This window comes from Actinomyces ruminicola (assembly GCF_900103885.1).
In the GTDB taxonomy this organism is placed as follows: domain Bacteria; phylum Actinomycetota; class Actinomycetes; order Actinomycetales; family Actinomycetaceae; genus Actinomyces; species Actinomyces ruminicola.
In genome coordinates this window covers 463058-484125 of the sequence record NZ_FNIM01000001.1, presented here as the reverse complement: position 1 = coordinate 484125, position 21068 = coordinate 463058, and the positions used below count along the sequence as shown (strand labels likewise).

At 70.7% G+C, this 21068-nt stretch carries 19 protein-coding genes and 3 tRNA genes; 19 read left to right on the top strand and 3 right to left on the bottom strand.

Annotated elements, in window-relative coordinates; all coding sequences use genetic code 11:
• Positions 1-12: 12 nt before the first annotated feature.
• The 8 genes from nuoH to BLR49_RS02000 are packed head-to-tail and all read left to right on the top strand — an operon-like array spanning position 13 to position 9627.
• A complete protein-coding gene (gene nuoH / locus BLR49_RS02035; RefSeq protein WP_245690371.1) occupies positions 13-1365 on the top strand; it encodes an NADH-quinone oxidoreductase subunit NuoH in 1353 nt (450 codons plus the stop codon).
• Positions 1358-2065, top strand: coding sequence for an NADH-quinone oxidoreductase subunit NuoI (nuoI, locus tag BLR49_RS02030; protein ID WP_092532561.1), 708 nt, complete (start codon positions 1358-1360; stop codon positions 2063-2065). Before nuoH ends, nuoI begins: the two co-directional genes overlap by 8 nt.
• Positions 2065-3027, top strand: a complete 963-nt coding sequence (locus tag BLR49_RS02025) for an NADH-quinone oxidoreductase subunit J (RefSeq protein WP_092532558.1) — start codon at positions 2065-2067, stop codon at positions 3025-3027. The genes nuoI and BLR49_RS02025 overlap by 1 nt, the downstream gene beginning before the upstream one ends.
• Positions 3024-3329, top strand: coding sequence for an NADH-quinone oxidoreductase subunit NuoK (gene nuoK, locus BLR49_RS02020; protein ID WP_092532555.1), 306 nt, complete (start codon positions 3024-3026; stop codon positions 3327-3329). Before BLR49_RS02025 ends, nuoK begins: the two co-directional genes overlap by 4 nt.
• Positions 3330-3342: 13 nt before the next feature.
• Positions 3343-5373 carry an NADH-quinone oxidoreductase subunit L gene (gene nuoL / locus BLR49_RS02015; RefSeq protein ID WP_092532552.1) on the top strand — a complete coding sequence of 677 codons (2031 nt, stop codon included), beginning with the start codon at positions 3343-3345 and terminating at the stop codon, positions 5371-5373.
• Positions 5374-5387: 14 nt separating this feature from the next.
• Positions 5388-6965, top strand: a complete 1578-nt coding sequence (locus BLR49_RS02010) for an NADH-quinone oxidoreductase subunit M (RefSeq protein ID WP_092532549.1) — start codon at positions 5388-5390, stop codon at positions 6963-6965.
• Complete coding sequence (gene nuoN / locus BLR49_RS02005) at positions 6962-8524, top strand: NADH-quinone oxidoreductase subunit NuoN (protein WP_092532546.1); 1563 nt, start codon at positions 6962-6964, stop codon at positions 8522-8524. The genes BLR49_RS02010 and nuoN overlap by 4 nt, the downstream gene beginning before the upstream one ends.
• The gene (locus BLR49_RS02000) at positions 8521-9627 is read left to right on the top strand and encodes a polyprenyl synthetase family protein (RefSeq protein WP_092532543.1); all 1107 of its coding nucleotides are present in this window, start codon (positions 8521-8523) and stop codon (positions 9625-9627) included. The genes nuoN and BLR49_RS02000 overlap by 4 nt, the downstream gene beginning before the upstream one ends.
• A 92-nt stretch (positions 9628-9719) precedes the next feature.
• Here the strand turns inward: BLR49_RS02000 and BLR49_RS01995 are convergent, their stop codons facing one another.
• Positions 9720-11072 (bottom strand): hypothetical protein, encoded by a 1353-nt coding sequence (locus tag BLR49_RS01995; protein ID WP_143013668.1) that lies wholly within the window; start codon positions 11070-11072, stop codon positions 9720-9722.
• A 262-nt stretch (positions 11073-11334) separates the two neighbouring features.
• Between BLR49_RS01995 and BLR49_RS01990 the strand changes: the two genes are divergently transcribed.
• The 3 genes from BLR49_RS01990 (at position 11335) to htpX (ending at position 14926) form a co-directional block, all read left to right on the top strand.
• The gene (locus tag BLR49_RS01990; RefSeq protein WP_092532537.1) at positions 11335-12822 is read left to right on the top strand and encodes an FAD-dependent oxidoreductase; all 1488 of its coding nucleotides are present in this window, start codon (positions 11335-11337) and stop codon (positions 12820-12822) included.
• Between the two features lie 73 nt (positions 12823-12895).
• Positions 12896-14011, top strand: coding sequence for an alanine dehydrogenase (gene ald / locus BLR49_RS01985; RefSeq protein WP_092532534.1), 1116 nt, complete (start codon positions 12896-12898; stop codon positions 14009-14011).
• A 51-nt stretch (positions 14012-14062) separates the two neighbouring features.
• Positions 14063-14926 (top strand): zinc metalloprotease HtpX, encoded by an 864-nt coding sequence (gene htpX, locus BLR49_RS01980; protein ID WP_092532531.1) that lies wholly within the window; start codon positions 14063-14065, stop codon positions 14924-14926.
• 42 nt (positions 14927-14968) lie between these two features.
• Here htpX and BLR49_RS01975 read toward each other — a convergent pair whose 3' ends face one another.
• Positions 14969-15547 carry a hypothetical protein gene (locus BLR49_RS01975; RefSeq protein ID WP_092532529.1) on the bottom strand — a complete coding sequence of 193 codons (579 nt, stop codon included), beginning with the start codon at positions 15545-15547 and terminating at the stop codon, positions 14969-14971.
• A gap of 351 nt (positions 15548-15898) precedes the next feature.
• On the opposite strand from BLR49_RS01975, the gene BLR49_RS01970 reads away from it, so the two are divergent.
• From BLR49_RS01970 to BLR49_RS01950, 5 genes are all read left to right on the top strand, one after another.
• Positions 15899-15983: transfer RNA gene (locus tag BLR49_RS01970), tRNA-Tyr, on the top strand.
• A 119-nt stretch (positions 15984-16102) separates the two neighbouring features.
• A tRNA-Thr gene (locus BLR49_RS01965) sits at positions 16103-16175 on the top strand.
• A 40-nt stretch (positions 16176-16215) separates the two neighbouring features.
• A tRNA-Met gene (locus BLR49_RS01960) sits at positions 16216-16289 on the top strand.
• A gap of 58 nt (positions 16290-16347) precedes the next feature.
• Positions 16348-16518, top strand: a complete 171-nt coding sequence (rpmG, locus tag BLR49_RS01955) for a 50S ribosomal protein L33 (RefSeq protein ID WP_092532526.1) — start codon at positions 16348-16350, stop codon at positions 16516-16518.
• Between the two features lie 68 nt (positions 16519-16586).
• Positions 16587-17426 carry a MaoC/PaaZ C-terminal domain-containing protein gene (locus tag BLR49_RS01950; protein WP_143008863.1) on the top strand — a complete coding sequence of 280 codons (840 nt, stop codon included), beginning with the start codon at positions 16587-16589 and terminating at the stop codon, positions 17424-17426.
• On the opposite strand, the gene BLR49_RS01945 is transcribed toward BLR49_RS01950, so the two are convergent.
• Positions 17412-18089: a Maf family protein gene (locus BLR49_RS01945; protein ID WP_092532520.1), complete on the bottom strand. Its 678-nt coding sequence runs from the start codon at positions 18087-18089 to the stop codon at positions 17412-17414. The genes BLR49_RS01950 and BLR49_RS01945 overlap by 15 nt on opposite strands.
• Positions 18090-18173: 84 nt before the next feature.
• Between BLR49_RS01945 and BLR49_RS01940 the strand changes: the two genes are divergently transcribed.
• The 3 genes from BLR49_RS01940 (at position 18174) to BLR49_RS01930 (ending at position 21050) form a co-directional block, all read left to right on the top strand.
• On the top strand, positions 18174-19091 hold the full coding sequence (locus BLR49_RS01940; protein ID WP_092532517.1) for a biotin--[acetyl-CoA-carboxylase] ligase: 918 nt from the start codon (positions 18174-18176) through the stop codon (positions 19089-19091).
• Between the two features lie 192 nt (positions 19092-19283).
• Entirely contained in the window at positions 19284-20318 is a 1035-nt protein-coding gene (locus tag BLR49_RS01935; RefSeq protein ID WP_245690369.1) for an adenylate/guanylate cyclase domain-containing protein, read from the top strand.
• A 63-nt stretch (positions 20319-20381) separates the two neighbouring features.
• Complete coding sequence (locus BLR49_RS01930) at positions 20382-21050, top strand: response regulator transcription factor (RefSeq protein WP_092532514.1); 669 nt, start codon at positions 20382-20384, stop codon at positions 21048-21050.
• Positions 21051-21068 lie beyond the last annotated feature (18 nt).

The following is a 21068-nucleotide window of genomic DNA, read 5'->3' as shown; positions in this document are numbered from 1 at the left end:
GCCGTGTTCATCATGGTCTTCCTCATCCTCAGCGTCATCCTCGCCATCTGGGCGGAGCGACGCGTGCTGGCGCGCATGCAGACCCGTCCCGGGCCCAATGTCAACGGCCCGCTCGGCCTGCCGCAGCTCATCGCGGACGCGGCCAAGCTGATCATGAAGGAGGACTTCTGGCTCAAGGGCGCCGAGAGCCTCATCTACATCCTGGGGCCGGTCATCGCCGCCTTCAGCGCCTTCATGATCTACGCGGTCATCCCCTTCGGGCCGCAGGTGAGCATGTTCGGCCACTCCACGCCGCTGCAGCTGACGGACTTCCCCGTCTCCGTGCTGTACGTGCTGGCCATCACCGGTTTCGGCGTGTACGGCATCATCCTCGGCGGCTGGTCCACCCACTCCACCTACCCGCTGTTCGGCTCCGTGCGCTCGGCCGCGCAGGTGATCTCCTACGAGCTGAGCATGAGCCTGTCGATCCTGACGGTCTTCCTCGCCTCCGGCACCATGTCCACCTCCGGCATCGTCGGCGCCCAGGAGCGCCTGTGGTGGTGCGTGGCCATGATCCCCAGCTTCCTCATCTACGTGGTGTCCATGGTCGGTGAGGTGAACCGCTTGCCCTTCGACCTGCCCGAGGCGGAGGGCGAGCTCGTCGCCGGCCACATGGTGGAGTACTCCTCAATGAAGTTCGCCTGGTACTACCTGGGCGAGTACATCAACATGTTCAACGTCTCCGCCGTGTGCACCACCCTGTTCCTCGGCGGCTGGCGCTCCTTCATCCTGGGCAGCTTCTGGGACGGCGCCAACTCCGGCTGGTGGCCGATGCTGTGGTTCATCATCAAGGTCTGGTGCGTCATGTTCTTCATGATCTGGACGCGCGGAACCCTGGTGCGCATCCGCTACGACCACTTCATGAAGTTCGGCTGGAAGTTCCTCATCCCCGTGGCGCTGGTGTGGTTCGTGCTGGTCGCCATCGTCCAGGGCTACCGGGCCTTCTCCGACGGCTCCACCCAGGGACTGCTGCTGGTGCTCGCCGCCATCTTCCTGGTCGCCATGGTGATCCTGCTGGTCCTGCCCGCGGATGAGGAAGAGGAGGCGGCCGCCGTCGTCGAATCGGACGAGGCGGAGGCCGGAGCGGCCGGGGCGGCCTCGATAACCGTCCCGGGCGAGGAGCTGGACGCCTTCGCCGGCGGCTTCCCGGTCCCGCCGCTGCCCGGACAGAAGCTGCCGCCTTCCCCGCGCGCCCGGTGCGCCGCCCAGGCCGCCGCACCGGTGCGTGACGCCGCCAGCGACGTGTCCCTCGCGGGCCTCACCCAGACGGCCACCACAGCGGCCACCGACTCCGACGTCACCGCTCAGGAGGGAACCGATGACTGACCCAACGCCCCAGTCACCCCGACCGGAGGGCCGGGAGCGCACCGACCACGACCAGTGGCTGCGCGACGAGCCCAGCGCCCTGGGACGCGTGTTCGCCCCCGTCGCCGGCTACGGAGTCACGCTCTCCTCCATCTTCCGCCCCACCGTCACCGAGCTGTACCCCTTCGAGAAGCCGGTGCTGATGCCCCGCTACCACGGGCGCCACCAGCTCAACCGGTACGACGACGGCCTGGAGAAGTGCATCGGCTGCGAGCTGTGCGCCTGGGCCTGTCCCGCCGACGCCATCTACGTGGAGGCCGCCTCCAACACCCCCGGCGCGCAGTACTCTCCCGGTGAGCGCTACGGGCGCGTCTACCAGATCAACTACCTGCGCTGCATCTTCTGCGGATTGTGCATCGAGGCGTGCCCCACGCGCGCCCTGACCATGACCCATGAGATCGACGAGCTGGTCGGCCCCACCCGGTCCGGGCTGATCTACGAGAAGCAGGACCTGCTGGCCCCCGTCCCCGACGGCGCCCTGGCGGCCCCCCATCCCATGGTCGAGGGCACCGAGGACGGCGACTACTACCGCGGCGCCATCACCGGACCCACCCAGGCGCAGGTCGACTGGGTGCGCGAGAACCGCCCCGAGGACCCCACGCTCGCGTCCGCCCGGCCGGTCCCCGCACCCGCGACGGCTCAGAAGGAGGCGGTGCACTGATGAACCCCTTGACCACCCTGCCCGCGACGCTGACCGCGGACGGCAGCCTGTCCGGAGGCGAGACGGTCCTGTTCGCCGTCGTCTCCGCAATCATGGTCGCCTGCGGCTTAATCCTGCTCACCGCCAAGCGCGCCGTGAACGCCGCCGTGAGCATGATCCTGATCATGATCTGCCTGGCGGTGCTCTACGTCGCCAACGAGGCGCCCTTCCTGGGAATCATCCAGGTGGTCGTCTACACCGGCGCGGTGATGACGCTGGTGCTGTTTGTGATCATGCTGGTCGGCGTCGGCGGTGACGAGCCCGTCGCCGCCCACTCCGCCGCCACCAAGTGGCTGCTGGCCGTGTTCGGGATCGGCCTGATCGCCGTGATCGCCGCCGTCGTGTGGCGCACGGCCTTCCCCGCCGCCACCGGCCTGGACGTCGGCGACGAAGCCATTCCGCAATCGCTCGCCGCGGTCCTGTTCGGCGACCACGTGGTCACCATGGAGCTGACCGGCATCCTGCTGATCACCGCCGCGGTCGGGGCACTGACCCTCACCCACCGGCAGCGGGTCCGCCCCCGCCTGTCCCAGCGCGATCGGGTCGACGCCCGGATGCGGGCCTACGCCGCCTCCGGCGCCCACCCCGGCCAGAAGCCCATGTCGGGCGTCTACGCCTCCACCAACACGGCCGCCGCACCGGCACTGTCCGCCTCCGGCGAGGCCCTGGAGGAGTCCGTCTCCCCGGTGCTGCGCATGCGCGGCCAGGCCCTGGAGCTCTCCGACGTCTCCCCGGAGATGAGCGATGCTCAGCGTGCCGGCCGGATCACCCAGCGGGAGGACGCCACCGTCGGCCGCTCCGGCATGCCGGCCATGCCCGGAGCCCCCGCGCCCGTCGTCACCCAGCCCGTGGCCCCGGCGCCGGCCGGCGCCGCGGACGCCTCCGGCGAGGCGGCAGAAGAAACCGAGGAGGAGCACCAGTGAGCGTCCCCGTTACCGCCTATGTCGTGCTCGCCGGGGTGCTGTTCACCCTCGGCGCCCTGACCGTGCTGCTGCGGCGCAACGCGATCATCGAACTGATGGGCGTGGAGCTCATGCTCAACGCCGTCAACCTCGTCCTGGTGACCTTCTCCCGCATGTACGGGGACCTGACCGGGCAGGTGTTCGCCTTCTTCGCCATCGTCGTGGCCGCAGCCGAGACCGTCGTCGGGCTGAGCATCGTCGTGTCCATCTTCCGCACCCGCAGGTCCACGTCGGTCGACGACCTCAACCTGCTCAAGAACTGAAGGAGCCGAGAACATGACTGCATCCCCTCTCGTGCTCTCCGCCGGCCTGCTCGCCGCCAACTCCGTTGTCGGCGCCGCCGCCCCGGCCACGGGCGCCGCGGCGCTCGCCTGGCTGCTCATCGCGGTGCCCGCCGCCTCCGCCGCCATCCTGCTGCTGCTCGGGCGGGCCGCCGACGCCTGGGGCCACTGGCTCGGGGTGCTCGCCGCAGCCTTCAGCGCCTGCCTCGGCCTGGTCATCCTGACCCAGGTGCTCGGCCTGGACGCCGCCGACCGGGTCCTGGGCGTGGAGCTGTGGCGCTGGTTCGGCGCCGGCGACCTGGACGTGCGCCTGGGCCTGCGCCTGGACCCGCTGTCGCTGACCTTCGTGGTGCTGGTGACCTGCGTCGGCTTCCTCATCCACGTGTACTCGGTGGCCTACATGGCCCACGACCGGGACCGGCGCCGCTTCTTCGCCTACCTGAACCTCTTCATCGCGGCCATGCTCATCCTGGTGCTCGGCGACTCCTACATCGCCCTGTTCATCGGCTGGGAGGGTGTGGGCCTGGCCTCCTACCTGCTGATCGGCTTCTGGAACACCGCCGACGCCGACGCCCCGCAGGCGGAGCGCTTCACCAGCCGGGAGAACGCCGTCGCCGCGAAGAAGGCCTTCATCATGAACCGCATCGGCGACGTCGGCCTGCTGCTGGCCATGATGGCCTGCATCGCCCAGGTGGGCTCGGTCGCCTTCGACACGGTGCTGCCCGCCGCCCAGAACGGGACCATCTCCACCGGCTGGCTGACCGCCATCGGCTTCTTCCTGCTGCTGGCCGCCTGCGGCAAGTCCGCCCAGTTCCCGCTGCAGGCCTGGCTGGGGGACGCGATGGCCGGTCCGACCCCCGTCTCGGCCCTCATCCACGCCGCCACCATGGTCACCGCCGGCGTCTACCTGATCGTCCGCTCCGGGGCCGTCTTCGAGGGCGCCCCCGATGCCCAGCTGGCCGTCGCCGTCGTAGGCGCCATCACCCTGGTCCTGGGCGCCATTATCGGCTGCGCCAAGGACGACATGAAGAAGGTGCTGGCGGCCTCCACCATGAGCCAGATCGGCTACATGATGCTCGGCGCCGGCCTGGGGCCGATCGGCTACGCCTTCGCCATCTTCCACCTGCTCACCCACGGCTTCTTCAAGGCGCAGCTGTTCCTCGGCGCCGGCAGCGTCATGCACGCCATGGGCGACCAGGTGAACATGCGCCGCTTCGGCGGCCTGCGCCGCGCCATGAGGCTCACCTGGATCACCATGGGCATCGGCTGGCTGGCCATCCTCGGCATTCCGCCCTTCTCCGGCTTCTGGTCCAAGGACAGGATCATCGAGGCGGCCTTCGTCGGCGACGGCGCCCGCCCCTGGATCCTCGGCACGGTCGCCCTGCTGGGCGCCGGGCTGACCGCCTTCTACATGTCGCGGCTGTTCTTCATGATCTTCCACGGACGCCCCCGGTGGACCACCGCCAAGGACATCGAGGGCGAGGTCCACCCCCATGAGTCCGGCTGGCTGATGACGCTCCCGCTGATCGTCCTGTCGGTCTTCTCCCTGGGCCTGGGCGGGGCGCTGTCGGTCGGCGACGCCTTCGTCGCCTGGCTGGAGCCGGTAACCGGGCACGTTGACCATGCCGCCCACGGCGAGCCGGTGCTCCCGGCCACCGCCATCATGCTGGCCACGCTCGCCCTGGTGCTCATCGGCGTCGTCGTCGCCTGGGCCATGTACGTGCGCCGGGAGGTGCCCACGGTGGTGCAGCGCGCCAACGTCCTGGTGGAGGCCGCCCGCCACGACATGTACCAGGACACCATCAACGAGGCCGTCGCCATGCGACCCGGCCAGGGACTCGTCCTCGCCGCCGGCGCCTCGGATCGCTACGTCGTCGACGGCGCCGTCAGGGGACTCGCTCAGGGAACCGCGGCGCTGGGCCGACTGACCGCCCGCACCGAGTCCGGCTACGTCCGCTCCTACGCCGGCTACATGCTCGGTGGGACGGTTCTCGCACTCATCGCCGTCCTGGCCGGCAGGTTCTGAGAGGACACGACCACATGCAGCCCATGAATGCAACGTTCCCCGTTCTGTCCGTCATGGCGATCGTCCCGCTGGCCGGGGCGCTGGTGCTGTGGCTCCTGCCACCGCTGCGGCGCCAGGGGCGGGTCATCGGCCTGCTCTTCTCCCTGGCCGCCCTCGGCATCGGCATCTGGGCGCTGATCTCCTTCGACGCCTCCCAGGCCGGCACCACCCAGCTGGCCGAGACCCACGCGTGGATCCCGCTGCTGGGCGTGTCCTGGGCGCTGGGCGTAAACGGGCTCGGCCTGGCCATGCTGCTGCTGACCGCCTTCCTGGTGCCGCTGGTGCTGCTGGCCAGCTGGGGGGAGGTCCCCGCCGATCGCCAGGCCCTGTTCAGCGGCCTGGTGCTGGTGCTGGAGGCATTCGTCGTGGTCATCTTCTCCGCCCGCGACGTCTTCCTGTTCTACATCTGCTTCGAAGCCATGCTGGTGCCGGTCTACTTCCTGATCGGCCGCTTCGGCGGGCCGCGCCGCCGCCGCGCCGCCTTGAAGTTCCTGCTGTACTCGCTGGCCGGCGGACTGGTCATGCTGGTGGGGGTAGTTGCCCTGTACGTGTACGGTCCCCGCGGCGAGGGCGCCTACCTGATTGAGAACCTCGCCGGACAGATCACCGCCTCCACCACGGCCGGCCGCTGGATCTTCGCCTCCTTCTTCGTCGCCTTCGCCATCAAGGCCCCCATGGTGCCGCTGCACACCTGGCTGCCCGACACCGCCGAGCAGGCCACCCCGGGCACCTCCGTGCTGCTGATCGGCGTGCTGGACAAGATCGGCACCTACGGCATGGCCGCACTGGTGCTGCCCCTGTTCCCGCGCGAGTCCGCCTGGGCCGCCCCGGTGATCCTGGCGCTGGCCGTCATCGGCATCATCTACGGCGGCCTGGCCGCCATCGCCCAGGACAACCTGTACCGGCTGATCTCCTACACCTCGATCAGTCACTTCGGGTTCATGGTGCTGGGCCTGTTCATCGGCAACCAGATCGCCGCCACCGGTGCCATGGTGTACATGGTCGCCCACGGGCTGTCGATCGCCGGCCTGTACCTGGTGTCCGGCTTCCTCGCCCGGCGCACCGGCACGGTCGCCATCAGCGAGCTCGGCGGCATCCAGCGGGTCATGCCGCTGCTGGCCGGAACCTTCCTCATCTCCGGCCTGGCGTCCATCGCGCTGCCGGGCCTGAGCGGGTTCGTCCCGGAGTGGATGGTGCTTACCGGCACCTTCTCGAAGTCGGTGCCGCTGGGAGTCATCGCCGTGTGCGGCGTGGTCATCGCCGCCGTGTACGTGCTGCTGCCCTACCAGCGTGTCTTCACCGGCGCCCCCGCCCACGAGCGGGTGGGCAGCGCCGACCTCGACGGGCGCGAGAAGCTCATCCTGGTGCCGGTGATCGCCGCCATGCTGGCCCTCGGGCTGGCGCCCGCCGTCCTGACGGACGCCTTCGAGGACGTCGCCGCGCAGGTCGCCACCGCCCTGGACGCCGCCGGCACGACGACCCGGGCCACAGCGCCCACCGCCCCGGCCGACCCCGCCGTCGCCATCGTGATCGCAGAAGGGAACACCAAGTGAGCTTCACCGCCCCGGTCATCGAATGGGCCGGCCTCACCCCGGTACTGATCATCCTGGGGGCGGGCGTCATCGGCGTCCTCGTGGAGGCCTTCGCCCCCCGCACCGCCCGCCCGGCCGTCCAGACCCTGCTGAGCCTCCTGGCGGTCCTCGGCGCCGGCGTCGCCCTGGCGGGCCGCTGGTCCATCGTCTCCGCCGACACCGGCCGGGAACTGGCCACCGGCATCGCCGAGGACCCCTTCGGCGTCGCCGCCCAGGGCATCCTGCTGGTCATCGGCCTGCTCGCCATACTGGTCATGGCCGATCGCACCACCGCCGACGACGGCGCCTTCGCCGCCCAGGCCGCCGACCGGCCCGGCAGCGCAGAGGAGGCCGAGTCCCTCCACGCCGGCTGGATCGCCACCGAGATGTTCCCGCTGACCCTGTTCTCGCTGGGCGGCATGATGCTGTTCCCGCTGGCGGACGACATGATCACTCTGCTGGTCAGCCTGGAACTTGTGTCGCTGCCCCTGTACCTCATGGCGGCCATGGCCCGACACCGTCGCCTGCTCAGCCAGGAGGCGGCCCTGAAGTACTTCGTGCTGGGGGTCTTCGCCTCCGCCTTCCTGCTCATGGGCGCCGCGTTCCTGTACGGCGTGTCCGACTCGGTGTCCTACACGAACATCGCCTCCGCCATCGCCGGCGGGGGAGCAGTCGGCATGGACTGGCTGGCACTGGCGGGCGTCGCCCTGGTCACCATCGGCCTGCTGTTCAAGACGGCCGCCGCCCCGTTCCACGCCTGGAGCCCGGATGTCTACCAGGGCGCGCCCACCCCGGTGACCGGCTTCATGGCCGCAGGCGTGAAGGCCACCGCCTTCCTCGCCCTGGTGCGCTTCTACTACGTGGTCGGCGGGGCACTGGGCTGGGACCTGGCCCCCTTCCTGTGGGCCGTCGCCATCCTGACCATGCTCGTGGGCACCGTCGTCGGCGTGGTCCAGACCGACGTCAAGCGCATGCTGGCGTACTCCGCCATCGCCCACGCCGGCTACATGCTCATCGGCATCATCGCCTGGAACGGGGTGGGCGTGAGCGCGCTGCTGCTGTACGCCCTCACCTACGGCGTCGCCACCGTCGGCGCCTTCGGGGTGATCACCCTGTTGCGGGAGAGCCACGACGGCGCTCCCGGCGCCGAGGCGACCGGCCTGGACGCCTTCATCGGACTGGGCCGCCGCAGCCCTTGGTTGGCCGGTGCCATGACCGTGTTCCTGCTGTCCTTCGCCGGCATCCCGCTGACGGCCGGATTCATGGCGAAGTTCGAGGTGTTCATCGCCGGCGTCGTCGGCGGCGCCACCTGGCTGGTGATCGCCGCCGTTGCCAGCTCCGTGGCCACCGCCTTCTTCTACATGCGGCTGATCGTGCTCATGTTCTTCCGTGAGCCGGACGGGGAGCGGGTGATCGTGGTCGGCTCGATGGGGCCCACCGCGCTGGCGATCGGCCTGGCGGCCGCCGCCACCGTCCTCATCGGCGTCCTGCCGCAGGCCGTGGTGGGAGCGCTGGCCGACGCCGCTATGCTCCTGCCGTGATTGGAACGCTGCCCCTCAGCCTGCCGCAGCTCGAGGACCGGATCATCCCGGGTCTCGACGCCGTCGAGTCCCGTCTGCTCGAGGTCGTCAGCAACGCCGACGAGACCATCAACCCGCCGACCTCCCACCTGGCTGCGGCGGGCGGCAAGCGGCTGCGCCCCGTGCTCACGCTGCTGACCGCTCAGCTCGGCGACCCGGAGCTGGCGACCGGTGAGCCGGTGCTGGACGCCGGCGTCGCCGTCGAGCTCACTCACATCGCCACCCTCTACCACGACGACGTCATGGACGAGGCGCCCCTGCGGCGCGGCGCGCCGAGTGCCCAGACCGTGTGGGGCAACTCCGCCGCCATCCTCACCGGAGACGTGCTGGTGGCCCGCGCCTCCCAACTGGTGGCGGCCCTCGGCCCGCAGGCGGTGCTGGCGCACTCCAAGACCTTCGAGCGCCTGTGCATGGGCCAGCTGCACGAGACGCTCCCGCGGCCGGCGGGCACGGACCCGGTGGCGCACTACCTGCAGGTGCTCGCCGACAAGACCGGCTCCCTGATCGCGGTGTCGGCGCGCTACGGCGCCATGCTCTCCCGGGCGGGGGCGGCGACCGAGGCGATCGTGGAGGAGTTCGGCGAGAAGATCGGGGTCGCCTTCCAACTCGCCGACGACTGCATCGACCTGACCAGTGACGCGGCCACCACCGGAAAGACCCCGGGCACCGACCTGCGTGAGGGCGTGGACACCATGCCCGTGCTGCTGCTGCGCCAGGCCCTGGCCGCCGGCGAGCTGGACGCAGCCGGGCAGTCGATCCTGGCGACCCTCTCGGGAGGGGACCTGTCCGACGACGCGGTCCTGGCCGACGTCGTCTCCCAGCTGCGCATCCACCCGGTGCTGGCCCGCACCCGCGAGATGGCTGCGAGCTGGGCGGATGAGGCCGTCGCGGCGCTGGACGGCCTGGAGGAGGCGGTCCTGGCCGGCACCAATGCGCGCCTGGACGCTGCCGACGTCACCGGGCCCGAGCATGAGGCGGCCATTGCCGATGCCCGGCAGCGGGTGGCGCTGGTGCGCGACGGCATGGTGCAGTTCGCCCACATCCTGGTCGACCGCGCCGCCTGACTCCCGGCCGCCCCCTTCGCCGAGTTCGGTAGAAGTTACGTGCCGAGATCGGTGGAAGCGGCATGCCGCTCGGCTCCGCTCCGGCTACTCCTCTACTTGTCCCGCCAGTCGGTGGCCTGATGAAAGGTGCAGCTGCCGCCCCGGCTGTAGAAGTAGCCGGCCCCGACTTCCGACACCAGCAGTGCCTGCGGCTCGCGGTCGATGCCGTCCTCCTGACCGCCCAGTGCGGCCACGGCGTTCTCCTCGCCGGTGGCCAGATCGATCAGGTGAAGTTCATGTGGCTTTGAGGCGTAGGCGGCGTAGACGATGTCCCGGTGCACGGCGAGGGAAACGGGAATGGCGTCCCCGGCGTCGGCGGACAGGGACAGGCCGGCCGTGGGCGAGCCGAGGGCGCGCACATCCAATGCGGAGTCGGTCAGTATCACGGAGTATCCACCGGTTTCCCAGACCGTCGGCCGCGCGCCCAGCGTGCCCACGGGAGGCGGATCGGTCAGGGCCACCTCTTCCCCGGTGCTCACGTCCATTACGCGCCAGGCGTCGTAGGCGGTCTCCAGCCAGTACAGCCAGTTGCCCAGCAGGTAGGTGTCCCGGTTGTTCTCCTGGGTGAGCAGGTTGCCGGACTCCAGGGAGTAGACGATGTAGGGAGGGTAGGCGCCCTCGGTGTAGGAGGAGCTTTCCGTCCCGGTCAGCAACGCATCACCGCTGATCTGCTGGAAGCAGTCGTAGCCCAACTGGTGCGGATCCTTGCGGACGACGGCCAGCGATTCGGTGTCAATCGCCCAGGCGCGGCAGGCTCCCCCAAGTCGTCCGGTCGCAACGCCCAGACGCGTGCCATCCTGGTTCAGCGCCGCCGCCCAGTTGCCGAGCGCGGTGCCCACGGCGGCGTCGACGTCGAGCGGCAGGGCGCCGACCACGGTCGCGGCGCTCAGATCCACCTTGACCACGTGGGCCTGCCAGGCAGAGTCCTGCGCCACTCCGGTACGGACGGCGGTGACAACCACGTAGCCGTAGTGGGCGGCGGCGTCGACCACCATGATCTCGTCGCTGAGGATGCGCGCCGGTCCGGGCTGTTCCGCCAGCGTCCGGTACGTCTCGGCGGAGTTCATGGCGACCAGCTTCATGGCGTCGGGCTCGGAGGCCTCGGCGGTGAAGTACCAGTACTGTCCTGCAGTCGGATCTCCATACCACCAGGTTCGTGAGCCGCTGCCGACCAGGTAGCGGTCGCGGAGCCAGGTGAAGGACTCGGGCCGGAAATCGGAGCCGGGTAGCGGGCCGGCGTCGGCGAATGCGATCGGAATGCTCGGCGCAGGAGTTGCAGACGACGCCGCGGTCGCCGTGCCGGCGGCGGCTGTGGGGGCGTTGGACGGCGTCCCCAAACGACACGCGCTCAGCAGCGGCAAGGCGGCGGTTGCCAGTAATCCAGTGAGAAAACGACGGCGTTTCATGGGTGTCCCTGGGATGAGTGAAGGACTCATCTCGATTCTATATCGCGACGATGCTGGTGTGGACTCGGCCGTGGAGACGCAGCGCCACGGAAGCGGAGCGCCACTTCTACCGATCTCGGTGAGGGGAGGAGACGGGCCGGGTGGGCGGGATGCACGCCACACCGCGCCCCGGGAGCCGCCGCATACACTTGGGCGGGCCTCGCCGCCGCCCCGCGGGCGCGGCGCCGGGCCATTCAACCGTAGTCACCAGAAACGAAGAGCAGTGAACGCACGCCCCCTCAACGTAGCCGTCATCGGAGCAGGCCCCGCCGGTATCTACGCCTCGGACATCCTGTCGAAGTCGGGTCTGGACGTGAACATCGACCTGTTCGAGCGCCTCCCCGCCCCCTACGGGCTGGTGCGCTACGGCGTCGCCCCCGACCACCCGCGCATTAAGCAGATCATCGTGGCCCTGTACAAGATCCTCCAGCGCGGAGACATCCGCCTGATCGGCAACGTGGAGGTCGGGCGCGACATCAGCGTGGATGAGCTGCACGAGCACTATGACGCCCTGATCTTCTCCACCGGCGCCGACACCGACGCCCCCCTGGACATCCCCGGCATCGACGCCCCGGAGTCCTTCGGCGGCGCCGACTTCGTCTCCTGGTACGACGGCCACCCCGACCACCCGCGCACCTGGCCGCTCAACGCCAAGGAAGTGGCCGTGATCGGCGTCGGCAACGTGGCCCTGGACATCTCCCGCATCCTGGCCAAGCACGCGGAGGACCTGATGACCACGGAGATCCCGGCGAACGTGGCCGAGATCCTGAAGCAGTCCCCGGTCACCGATGTGCACGTCTTCGGCCGCCGCGGCCCCGCCCAGGTGAAGTTCACCCCCTTGGAGCTGCGCGAGCTGGGCAAGCAGCCCGATGTTGACGTCACCGTCGACGAGGAGGACTTCGAGTACGACGAGGGCTCCCGCGAGGCCCTGGCCGCCTCCAACCAGCAGCGCCAGGTCGTCAAGGCCCTGGAGGGCTACGCGATGCAGGAGCCGGAGGAGCTCACCGCCTCCCGCACCATCCACATCCACTTGTTCCAGGCGCCCACCGCCGTCCTGACCGACGACGCCGGGCACGTGCGCGCCCTGCGCACCGAGCGCACCCGGCTCAACGGCGACGGCACCGTCTCCGGCACGGGCGAGTTCCGGGACTGGCCGGTGCAGGCGGTCTACCGGGCGGTCGGCTACGCCGGCAGCCCCATCGAGGGCCTGCCCTTCGACGCCGACCGGCACGTCATCCCCAATGCCGGCGGCCGCGTGCTCGGCGCCGACGGCGAGCCGCTCACCGGCATCTACGCCACCGGCTGGATTCGCCGCGGCCCCGTGGGCCTGATCGGCTCCACCAAGTCCGACGCCCAGGAGACGATCACCAACCTGGTTGCCGACGCCCAGGCCGGCCTGCTGCACGCCACCACCGACGACGTCACCCAGATCGGCCACGACGCCCTGCTCGCCCTGCTGGACTCCCGTGCGGTGCCCTACACCACCTGGGAGGGCTGGGAGCTGCTGGACGCCTACGAGCGCCGCCTGGGGGAGGCCTACGGCGAGGTGACCGTCACCGGCGGGAAGTCCAAGCCGCGTGAGCGCGTCAAGGTCGTCGCCCGGGACGCCATGACCGCCATCTCCCGCGGCACCGAGGTGCCCGACGACCTCATCGGTGAGCCCGACCCCGACCGCGTGCCGGAGCGGGTCGCCCACCGGCTTCAGGACTGACCGGCGCGGCCCGGCGGTAGGCTGGATCATCCGGGCCGAACGCCCACACTCCAACCTGCGAAAGGCGACCTCCATGCGCATCGGCGTCCCCACTGAGGTAAAGGATCACGAGTACCGCGTCGCGCTCACGCCGGCGGGCGCGGACGCGCTCGTGCGCCGCGGACACGAGGTGACGGTGCAGGTCGGCGCCGGCCTGGGTGCCGGTATCACCGATGCGGACTATCTCGATGCCGGCGCGGACATCGCCGCCGAGCCGGCCGCCGTTTGGAGCGGCGCCGAGATGATCCTCAAGGTCAAGGAACCGGTTCCCTCCGAGTTCGGGTACCTGCGCGAGGGCCTGGTGCTGTTCACCTACCTGCACCTGGCCGCCGACCGCGCGCTCACCGAGGCCCTGCTGGCCCGGCGGGTCACGGCCGTCGCCTATGAGACGGTCGCCACCGACGACGGCGGCCTGCCGCTGCTCGCCCCCATGTCCGAGATCGCGGGGCGACTCGGGACGCAGGTCGGCGCCGACGCCCTGCTCGCCCCGAACGGCGGCTCCGGCGTGCTGCTGGGCGGCGCCGCCGGCGTGCGCCGCGGCAACGTCGTCGTGCTCGGCGGCGGCACCGCCGGCCTGGCCGCCGCGCGCGTGGCCGCGGGCATGGGCGCGGACGTCACCGTCATGGACATCAACCCGGTCCGCATGCGCCAGATCGAGGAGCTGGCCGGTGGCGCCATCCGTACCCGGTTCTCCACCCCGCTCGACGTGGCGGGTGCCGTGGCGGACGCCGACCTGGTCATCGGCGCCGTGCTCGTGCCCGGCGCCCGCACCCCCAGGCTGGTGACCCATGAGATGGTCCGGGCGATGCGCCCAGGCTCGGTGCTGGTGGACATCGCCATCGACCAGGGCGGCTGCTTCGAGGACTCCCACGTCACCACCCACTCCGAGCCCACCTACCGGGTGGACGGCAAGGTCTTCTACGCCGTGGGCAACATGCCCGGGGCGGTGTCCTACACCTCCACCTACGCGCTGACGAACGCGACCCTGCCCTACGCCATCACGCTGGCCGACAACGGCTGGCGCGAGGCCTGCCGGGCCCGGACCGACCTCGCCCGCGGCCTGGCCACCCACGACGGCGCCCTCTACACCGCCGGTGTCGGGCAGGCGCTGGGCCTCGACGTCGCCGACCTCGCCGAGCTGCTGGCCTGAGCCCGACGGTCTCCCAGGAGCTGCACAGCGAGCGTTCATACACTCGCCGTCATGACGGGTACGAACCACCACAACGGACTCAAGACGGCGGTCCTCATGGGCGGACTGTGGGGACTGCTGCTCCTGATCGGCTGGCTGCTGGCCCGGGGCACCGGCTCGGGCGTGTGGCTGCTGCTCATGCCGGCGATCGGGGTGGTCCAGACGGCCTACGCCTACTGGAACTCCGACAGGCTGGCGGTGCGCTCCATGGGCGCCATCGAGGTCACCGAGGCGCAGCAGCCGGTCATGTACGCGGTCGTGCGTGAGCTGTCCACGGCCGCGGGGCAGCCCATGCCCCGCCTGTACGTGGCTCCCACCATGAGCCCGAACGCCTTCGCCACCGGCCGCAACCCGCAGCACGCCGCCGTGTGCTGCACGCAGGGAATCCTGCAGCTGCTCAACCGGCGCGAGCTGCGCGGGGTACTGGGCCATGAGCTGTCCCACGTGTACAACCGGGACATCCTCACCGGTTCCGTCGCCGCCGGGATCGCCGGGGTGATCTCCTCGATCGCCACCGGCATCATGTGGTTCGGCGGTGGTCGCGACCGGCGCGACGGCAACGCGCTCGTGCTCCTGCTGCTGGCGCTGCTGGCCCCACTGGCCGCGAGCCTGACCCAGTTCGCCGTCTCCCGCACCCGCGAGTACGACGCCGACCACGACGGCGCGGTGCTGACCAACGACCCGCTCGCCCTGGCCAGCGCCCTGCACAAGCTGGAGACCGGCGTGGCGGCGGCCCCCATGCCGCAGGACCCCCGCCTGGAGCCGGTCAGCGCCATGATGATCGCCAACCCCTTCGGCGGGGTGAAGAACCTGTTCGCCACCCACCCGCCGATGGCGCAGCGCATCGCCCGCCTGGAGCAGATGGCCGGCTACTGAGCCGGTTGCGCCGGTTGCAGCCCCCCATTCAGGGATGACGGGTCAGGGCTGGGGATCGCCCAGGCAGAAGACGAGGTCGTTCGTATTGGCGGTCAGGTCGATGCCGGAGTCGGAGCGGAAGTAGTCGAAGTTCCACTTGTACCAGGAGGTGTAGGCGTCATTGTCGACGCCCGCGGCCTGGCAGGCATCCTCGTTTCCGGCGAGCAGGCCCAGGTCCGTGTCGTCGACGTCCGTGAGAACCTTCAGCACGGGGTAGGTGCCGGAGGTGCACTCCGTGGTCGTTGCCTCCTCGGTGCTGGTGTCGATGCTCAGGCAGTCGCCCTCCTGCACGCCGGCCAGCGAGATGCTCGGGTCCTCGTCCAAGCCGATCATGCACAGATCCTCGTAGGTGGTGGTCGTGCCGGACACGGTGGTGCAGTCCGTGCCACCGGAGGCGGTGACCTTGTAGGCGGCGTCCTTGGCGTCGCAGTCGGTGACGTAGACGCTTGAGCTGCCGGCGGGGTCCTGGATGCACTGGCCGGCGGCGGCCTGGGAGGCCGGGGTGGGGCGGTTGAGGGCGCTCACGCCGATGACGATGCCGACGACGGCGATCGCCGCCACCGCGATGACGATGGCGAGCACGCGGCCGTGCTAGCGCTGGGGCGCGGACGGCTGCAGCGGCTGCGTCGACATCGGAACGCCCGGCATCTGTGCAGGCATTCCGGGCTGCGGCTGACCATACGGGGCCTGCCCGTACTGGGACTGGGCGCTGCTGGGCTGCGGTTCGGGACTGTAAGGGGGCCGAGGTTGCGACATGGAAACGACTCTAGGGTGTATGCGGTGCTCATGGGGCTGAATGCGACCCCGACCTCATTGCTGTGAGCAGGGTCCCATGGCGGCGATTGGCGCGCGTCGTCGTCGGCTTGCTATCCTTCCACGGCACCGAGCGAAGGCGTGGGGCGGCGATGCCGGTCCACGGTGAGCGAGGAGCCCGGCGGGTTGCCCGAGCGGCCAATGGGAGCTGACTGTAAATCAGCCGCAGTATGCTACGGGGGTTCGAATCCCTCACCCGCCACCATGGTTGCGGCGTGTACGCGCTCGCGGCCAGACCGCCCTCAGGGGCGGGACCGCGGTGAGCGAAGCCACGGGGAGCGGAGTTGCGCAGGCAAATCCGATCTGTCTAAAGTTCCGCTCGTTGCCCCGATAGCTCAGTCGGCAGAGCGTCTCCATGGTAAGGAGAAGGTCAAGGGTTCGATTCCCTTTCGGGGCTCTGATGCTGCGGGGGCCTACGGGCCCCTGACGTGTCATCTGGCGAGGTAGCTCAGCTGGTTAGAGCGCACGACTCATAATCGTGAGGTCGAGGGTTCGAGTCCCTCCCCCGCTACGCAAGTTCGAGCATGGCACCCAACGGGCTGCTCGAGGATCAGTGAGAGGAGAGTGGCGTGGCTAGCAAGTCCAGCGACGTTCGCCCCAAGATCACTCTGGCATGCTCGGAGTGCAAGGAGCGCAACTACATCACCAAGAAGAACCGCCGGAACACTCCGGACCGGCTGTCTTTGGCCAAGTACTGCCCGCGCTGCGGCAAGCACACGGAGCACCGCGAGACCCGCTGATCATGGCGGCGCGGAGCGCGCGCACTGGCCCCGACGACGAGCAGTCGCCGGGGCCTTGCTGTACCCCGATGCCCCCGTCCGCTGAGACGACCGGCGCCGCCGCCGGCCGTGATGCCGGCGGCCCCGCCGGGCAAATGGCCGCCGTTATCGCCGCGGTGCTCGCTCGCACGCGGGGCGCATACCATGCCGATGCTCATGCCGACGCCGCCTACGCCGCCCAGGTGCTCCTGCCTGCGGTCCTGGCGCTGGACCGGCTGGCCGACCGCCTCGCCCGCGGCGCCACCGGACGGCCGGGCAGCACGGGGAATACCGGTCTGGCCGGGCTCATCCACCGCCGCTGCCGTTTGGCGCCCGCCAGCACAGACGTGCCCGAACTCGCCGGGGCCCCTGGGGACGGCCGGGCCGCCGAGGAGACCGCGGTTGCTCTCGCCCGTGTCGCCCGCGGCGGCTGGGAGCTGATTCGCGGCACGGTTCGCATCACCGACGCCGGACCCGCATGGGCCACCGGCGCCCTGGTAACCCACGACCTGGCTCGCCGCACGGCGGCACCCACCACAGTCGACAGCGGCGCAGACCCGGAGCCGTGCCTCGACGGCGCCGGGCGACTCGTCCTCATCCTCACCGCCGCCGACCTGCGCGAGTGGGCCCGGGCCACCGGTGACCACAATCCCGTTCATATTCGGCCCGGGGCGGCTCGCCGAGCCGGGCTACCGGCGGGGGAGGGGGATGTCGTCGCCCATGGGCTGCTGCTGGGGGGCCTCAGCCTCGCACTCTTCCCCGCCGCCGGAGCGGTGGACCTGCGCTTCACCGGGGCCGCGCCGCTGCGGGCGGACGGTGCGATCAGGCTTCACGCCCACGCCGACGGCGGCCTCAGCGCCGGTGCGCGCACCGTCCTAGCGCGCCGCTGAGCCGCCCGACTCCGCAGGCGGGGACCACAGATCCGTCCAGGTCACCCCCAGGCGGGCCAGCAGGCGGCGCAGCAGCGGCAGGGAGATGCCTACCACGCCGTGCGGGTCGCCCTCGACCCCGTCGATGAAGGCGCCGCCCAGGCCGTCGATGGTGAAGGCGCCCGCGCACCACAGCGGCTCCCCGGAGGCGACGTAGGCATCGATCTCGGCGTCGCTGGGGGAGCCGAAGTGCACGACGGTGGAGGACACGCCCTCGGCGGTGGCGGCATCGCGTGCGCGCACCACGCAGTGGCCGGTGTACAGGGTGCCGCTGCGCCCACGCATCGCCAGCCAGCGCTCGCGTGCCCGCTGCGCCGTCCCCGGCTTGCCGACCACGGCCCCGTCGAGTTCCAGCATGGAGTCGCAGCCGACGACGACCAGGTCCGGGTCCCGTTCCCGTGCGGCGAGAGTCGGGTCGGCCGCCACGTCGAGCGCCTTGGCGCGCGCCAGCGCCTGCACCTGCTGCGCGGGCGTGGGGGCCGGGGACCCTACGGCCGCGTGCGCCGCCGCCAGCTCGGCCAGGATGCGGGGCTCGTCGACGTCGGAGACCCGCACCTGAGGTTCGACGCCGGCCGCGCGCAGGGTGGCGAGCCGACCGGTGGACTGTGACGCCAGAACAAGCACGGCCTCCAGCCTACTTGCCGAGATCGGTAGTAGTTACGTGCCGAGATCGGTAGATATGGCGGGGTACTCCCGTAGGCTCGCCCCGTGAGCACCCGTTCGCCTTTCAGCAGGCTTGAGGTCGTGGAACGTACCGGCTCGACCAACACGGACCTGAGACGAGCCCTGACCGGCCCAGACGGCGCGCTCGACCCTGCCAAGGCCGCCGCCTGGCCGCACCTGTCCGTGCTGCGCGCCCTGACGCAGACCGCCGGCCGCGGCCGCGGCGACCACGCCTGGACCACACCTCCCACGGGAGCGTTGACCGCCTCGATCGTGGTGCGGCCCCTCGTCCCCGCTTTCCGGCTGGCCTGGCTGCCGCTGCTCGCCGGCCTCGCCGTCGCCCGTGCGCTCGCGCCCCGTCTGGAGTCCGTCGGCTGGAACGTGGCGACCAAATGGCCCAACGACGTCATCGCCCTGCCGGCCCCGTCCACGACCGCGCCGGTCACGGTGCCCGGCTGGGGAACCAGCCGCAAACTGGCCGGCATTCTCACTGAGCTGGTGGCCCCTGGCGTGGGTGGGCACGCGCCGGACTCCGGCACCGCCCCGACCGACCGGGACGAGGCGGCCGCCGTCATCGTCGGCATTGGCGTCAACCTCGCCCAGAGCGCCAGCCGGCTGCCCGTTCCCTGGGCGGCCTCCCTGGCCTCGCTCGGTGTTCCCGCAGGTGCTGTGTCGGCCGGGCTGCTGCTGGAGGACTGTGGGCGCCACCTGGCCGATTTGGTGACCGCTTGGGAGAGCGCCGACGGCGATCCCGGCGCCGACGGCGGCGCGCTGGGGGCGCAGCTGCGGGGCGCCTGCGCCACGCTCGGGCAGGCCGTGCGCGTCGCGGTCCCCGACGGTGAGATTACCGGCGTCGCAGTCGACCTGACTCCGGGACTGGTGGTGCGGGTTGACGATGATGCAGGCTTCCGCCGCGTGGTTGTCACCGCCGGGGACGTGACCGCGTTGCGCACCGCGAGGTGAGGTGGTGGCGACCGCCGCAGTGGAGACGGAACTTGGATGCGCAATCACACAGATTGTGCCGCAGATTGATCACCTGTATGTGATGTGCGCTACTCTTGCGCGGTGACTGCCCAACAGACACCCGACCCGCGCACCCCCGCAGGCGACCTCGACCCCGCCGGCGGGTCCACAGCGGGCGCGCCGGCGGACAAGGTGTTGGGCACGGTCCGCGGTCACGAGCAACGTCTGCTGCAGGGGGCGCCCGGCCTCAGCCTGCGCGAGGTGGCCGTCCACGCCGGCACCGGGCTGGATCTGGCCCGGCGCTTCTGGCGCGCCATGGGCTTCGCCGACGTCGATCCCGATGAGGTTCACTTCACTGAGCAGGACGCCGTCGCCCTACGCACCGTTGCCGACCTCATCGACGACAACGACGACGGCCTGCCGTCGGCCGAGGCGCCCGGGGGCGGGCTCGCCGCCAGCAGTGTCCTGGAACTGCTGCGCGCCCAGTCCTACACCATGGACCGGTTGGTGCTCTGGCAGTTCGAGACGCTCGTCGCGGACATCTCCCAGCGCCTCCACCTGGATGACACCGCCGCCCGCCTGGTCGCCCTGGATCATATCGACGAGATGATCGACTCCCTGTCCGGACAGCTGGTCTACGTGTGGCGCCGGCACCTCGCCTCCCTGCTGGACCGCACCGACTCGGAGGTCTCCCGCCGCGGTCGCGAGGACGCCGGCCCCGACTACTACCCGCTGATCCGTTCCCTGGGGTTCGTGGACATCGTCTCCTTCACCCAGCGCGCCCAGACCATGGGGCGCCTGGAGCTGTCGGAGATGCTCGACGACTTCGAGTCCACCGCCCGCGACGTGGTCACCTCCCGCGGCGCCCGTGTGGTCAAGACCATCGGCGACGCCGTCATGTATATCGCCGACGACCTGACCACCGCGGCGGACGTCGTCACCGCGCTCGTCGAAGAGCTCCAGTCCGGCCCGGAGATGATGCGGGTGCGGGCCAGCCTGGTGCAGGGACGGGTCGTCTCCCGCTCCGGCGACGTATTCGGCCCCCCGGTGAACCTGGCCTCCCGGCTCGTCGACACCGCGGAGCCCGGCGGCATCCGCATGGACGAGGCCACTGCCATGGAGATCCTCAACGGCCCGGACGCTCACCGTTACACGATTCACCCCTGCCACGAGGTGGTTGCCAAGGGACTGGGAAACGTCACCCCCTGGGCACTCGCCCTGGCCTGAGAGGCGACACCTCCTGCCCCCGGAGGATGACGCCTCCCGCCCTGGTCGCATACGATCCGGGGCATGACGACTGTGCTTCTCGTTGAGGACGACCCCGCCATCTCCGAGCCGCTCGCCCGCGCCTTCGGCCGTGAGGGCTACGAGGTCCACGCCCACGGCACGGGCAAGGGCGCGCTCGAGGACCTGGACGGGGCGGACATCATCGTCCTCGACCTCGGCCTGCCGGACATCGACGGCCTCGACGTGGCCCGGCGGGTCCGTGCCCAGGGGCTGACCATCCCCATTCTCATGCTCACCGCCCGCAGTGAGGGCACCGATCTGGTAGTCGGCCTCGACGCCGGCGCGGACGACTACGTCACCAAGCCCTTCCGCCTGGCCGAGCTGCTCGCGCGCGTGCGCGCCCAGGTGCGGCGCGCCTCCGGCGAGGCGATCGAGGACGAACTGGTCGCCGGCAACATCCGCGTCGACGTCGCCGCCCACCGTGCCTTTGCCGACGGTACGGAGCTGCAGCTGACCACCCGTGAGTTCGAGTTGCTGCGCGTGCTAGTGCGCGGGGTCGGCCAGCGGCTGTCCAGTGAGGACATCCTCAAGGAGGTGTGGGGCGAGGACCCGACCGGCACCGAGCACACCCTGACCATGCACATCACCTGGCTGCGCCGTAAGCTGGGCGACGACGCCGACAACCCGGCGCTGCTGATCGCAGACGAAGGGGGCTACCGGTTGGCGGTCTGAGTCGTCTGAATCCGGTCG

Coding starts and splice junctions, on each gene's coding strand:
- nuoL (WP_092532552.1), top strand. CDS start 3,343: ATGACTGCATCCCCTCTCGTGCTCTCCGCCGGCCTGCTCGCCGCCAAC.
- nuoI (WP_092532561.1), top strand. CDS start 1,358: ATGACTGACCCAACGCCCCAGTCACCCCGACCGGAGGGCCGGGAGCGC.
- htpX (WP_092532531.1), top strand. CDS start 14,063: ATGACGGGTACGAACCACCACAACGGACTCAAGACGGCGGTCCTCATG.
- BLR49_RS02010 (WP_092532549.1), top strand. CDS start 5,388: ATGCAGCCCATGAATGCAACGTTCCCCGTTCTGTCCGTCATGGCGATC.
- nuoH (WP_245690371.1), top strand. CDS start 13: ATGGTCTTCCTCATCCTCAGCGTCATCCTCGCCATCTGGGCGGAGCGA.
- BLR49_RS02025 (WP_092532558.1), top strand. CDS start 2,065: ATGAACCCCTTGACCACCCTGCCCGCGACGCTGACCGCGGACGGCAGC.
- BLR49_RS01930 (WP_092532514.1), top strand. CDS start 20,382: ATGACGACTGTGCTTCTCGTTGAGGACGACCCCGCCATCTCCGAGCCG.
- ald (WP_092532534.1), top strand. CDS start 12,896: ATGCGCATCGGCGTCCCCACTGAGGTAAAGGATCACGAGTACCGCGTC.
- BLR49_RS01995 (WP_143013668.1), bottom strand. CDS start 11,072: ATGAAACGCCGTCGTTTTCTCACTGGATTACTGGCAACCGCCGCCTTG.
- BLR49_RS01950 (WP_143008863.1), top strand. CDS start 16,587: ATGCCCCCGTCCGCTGAGACGACCGGCGCCGCCGCCGGCCGTGATGCC.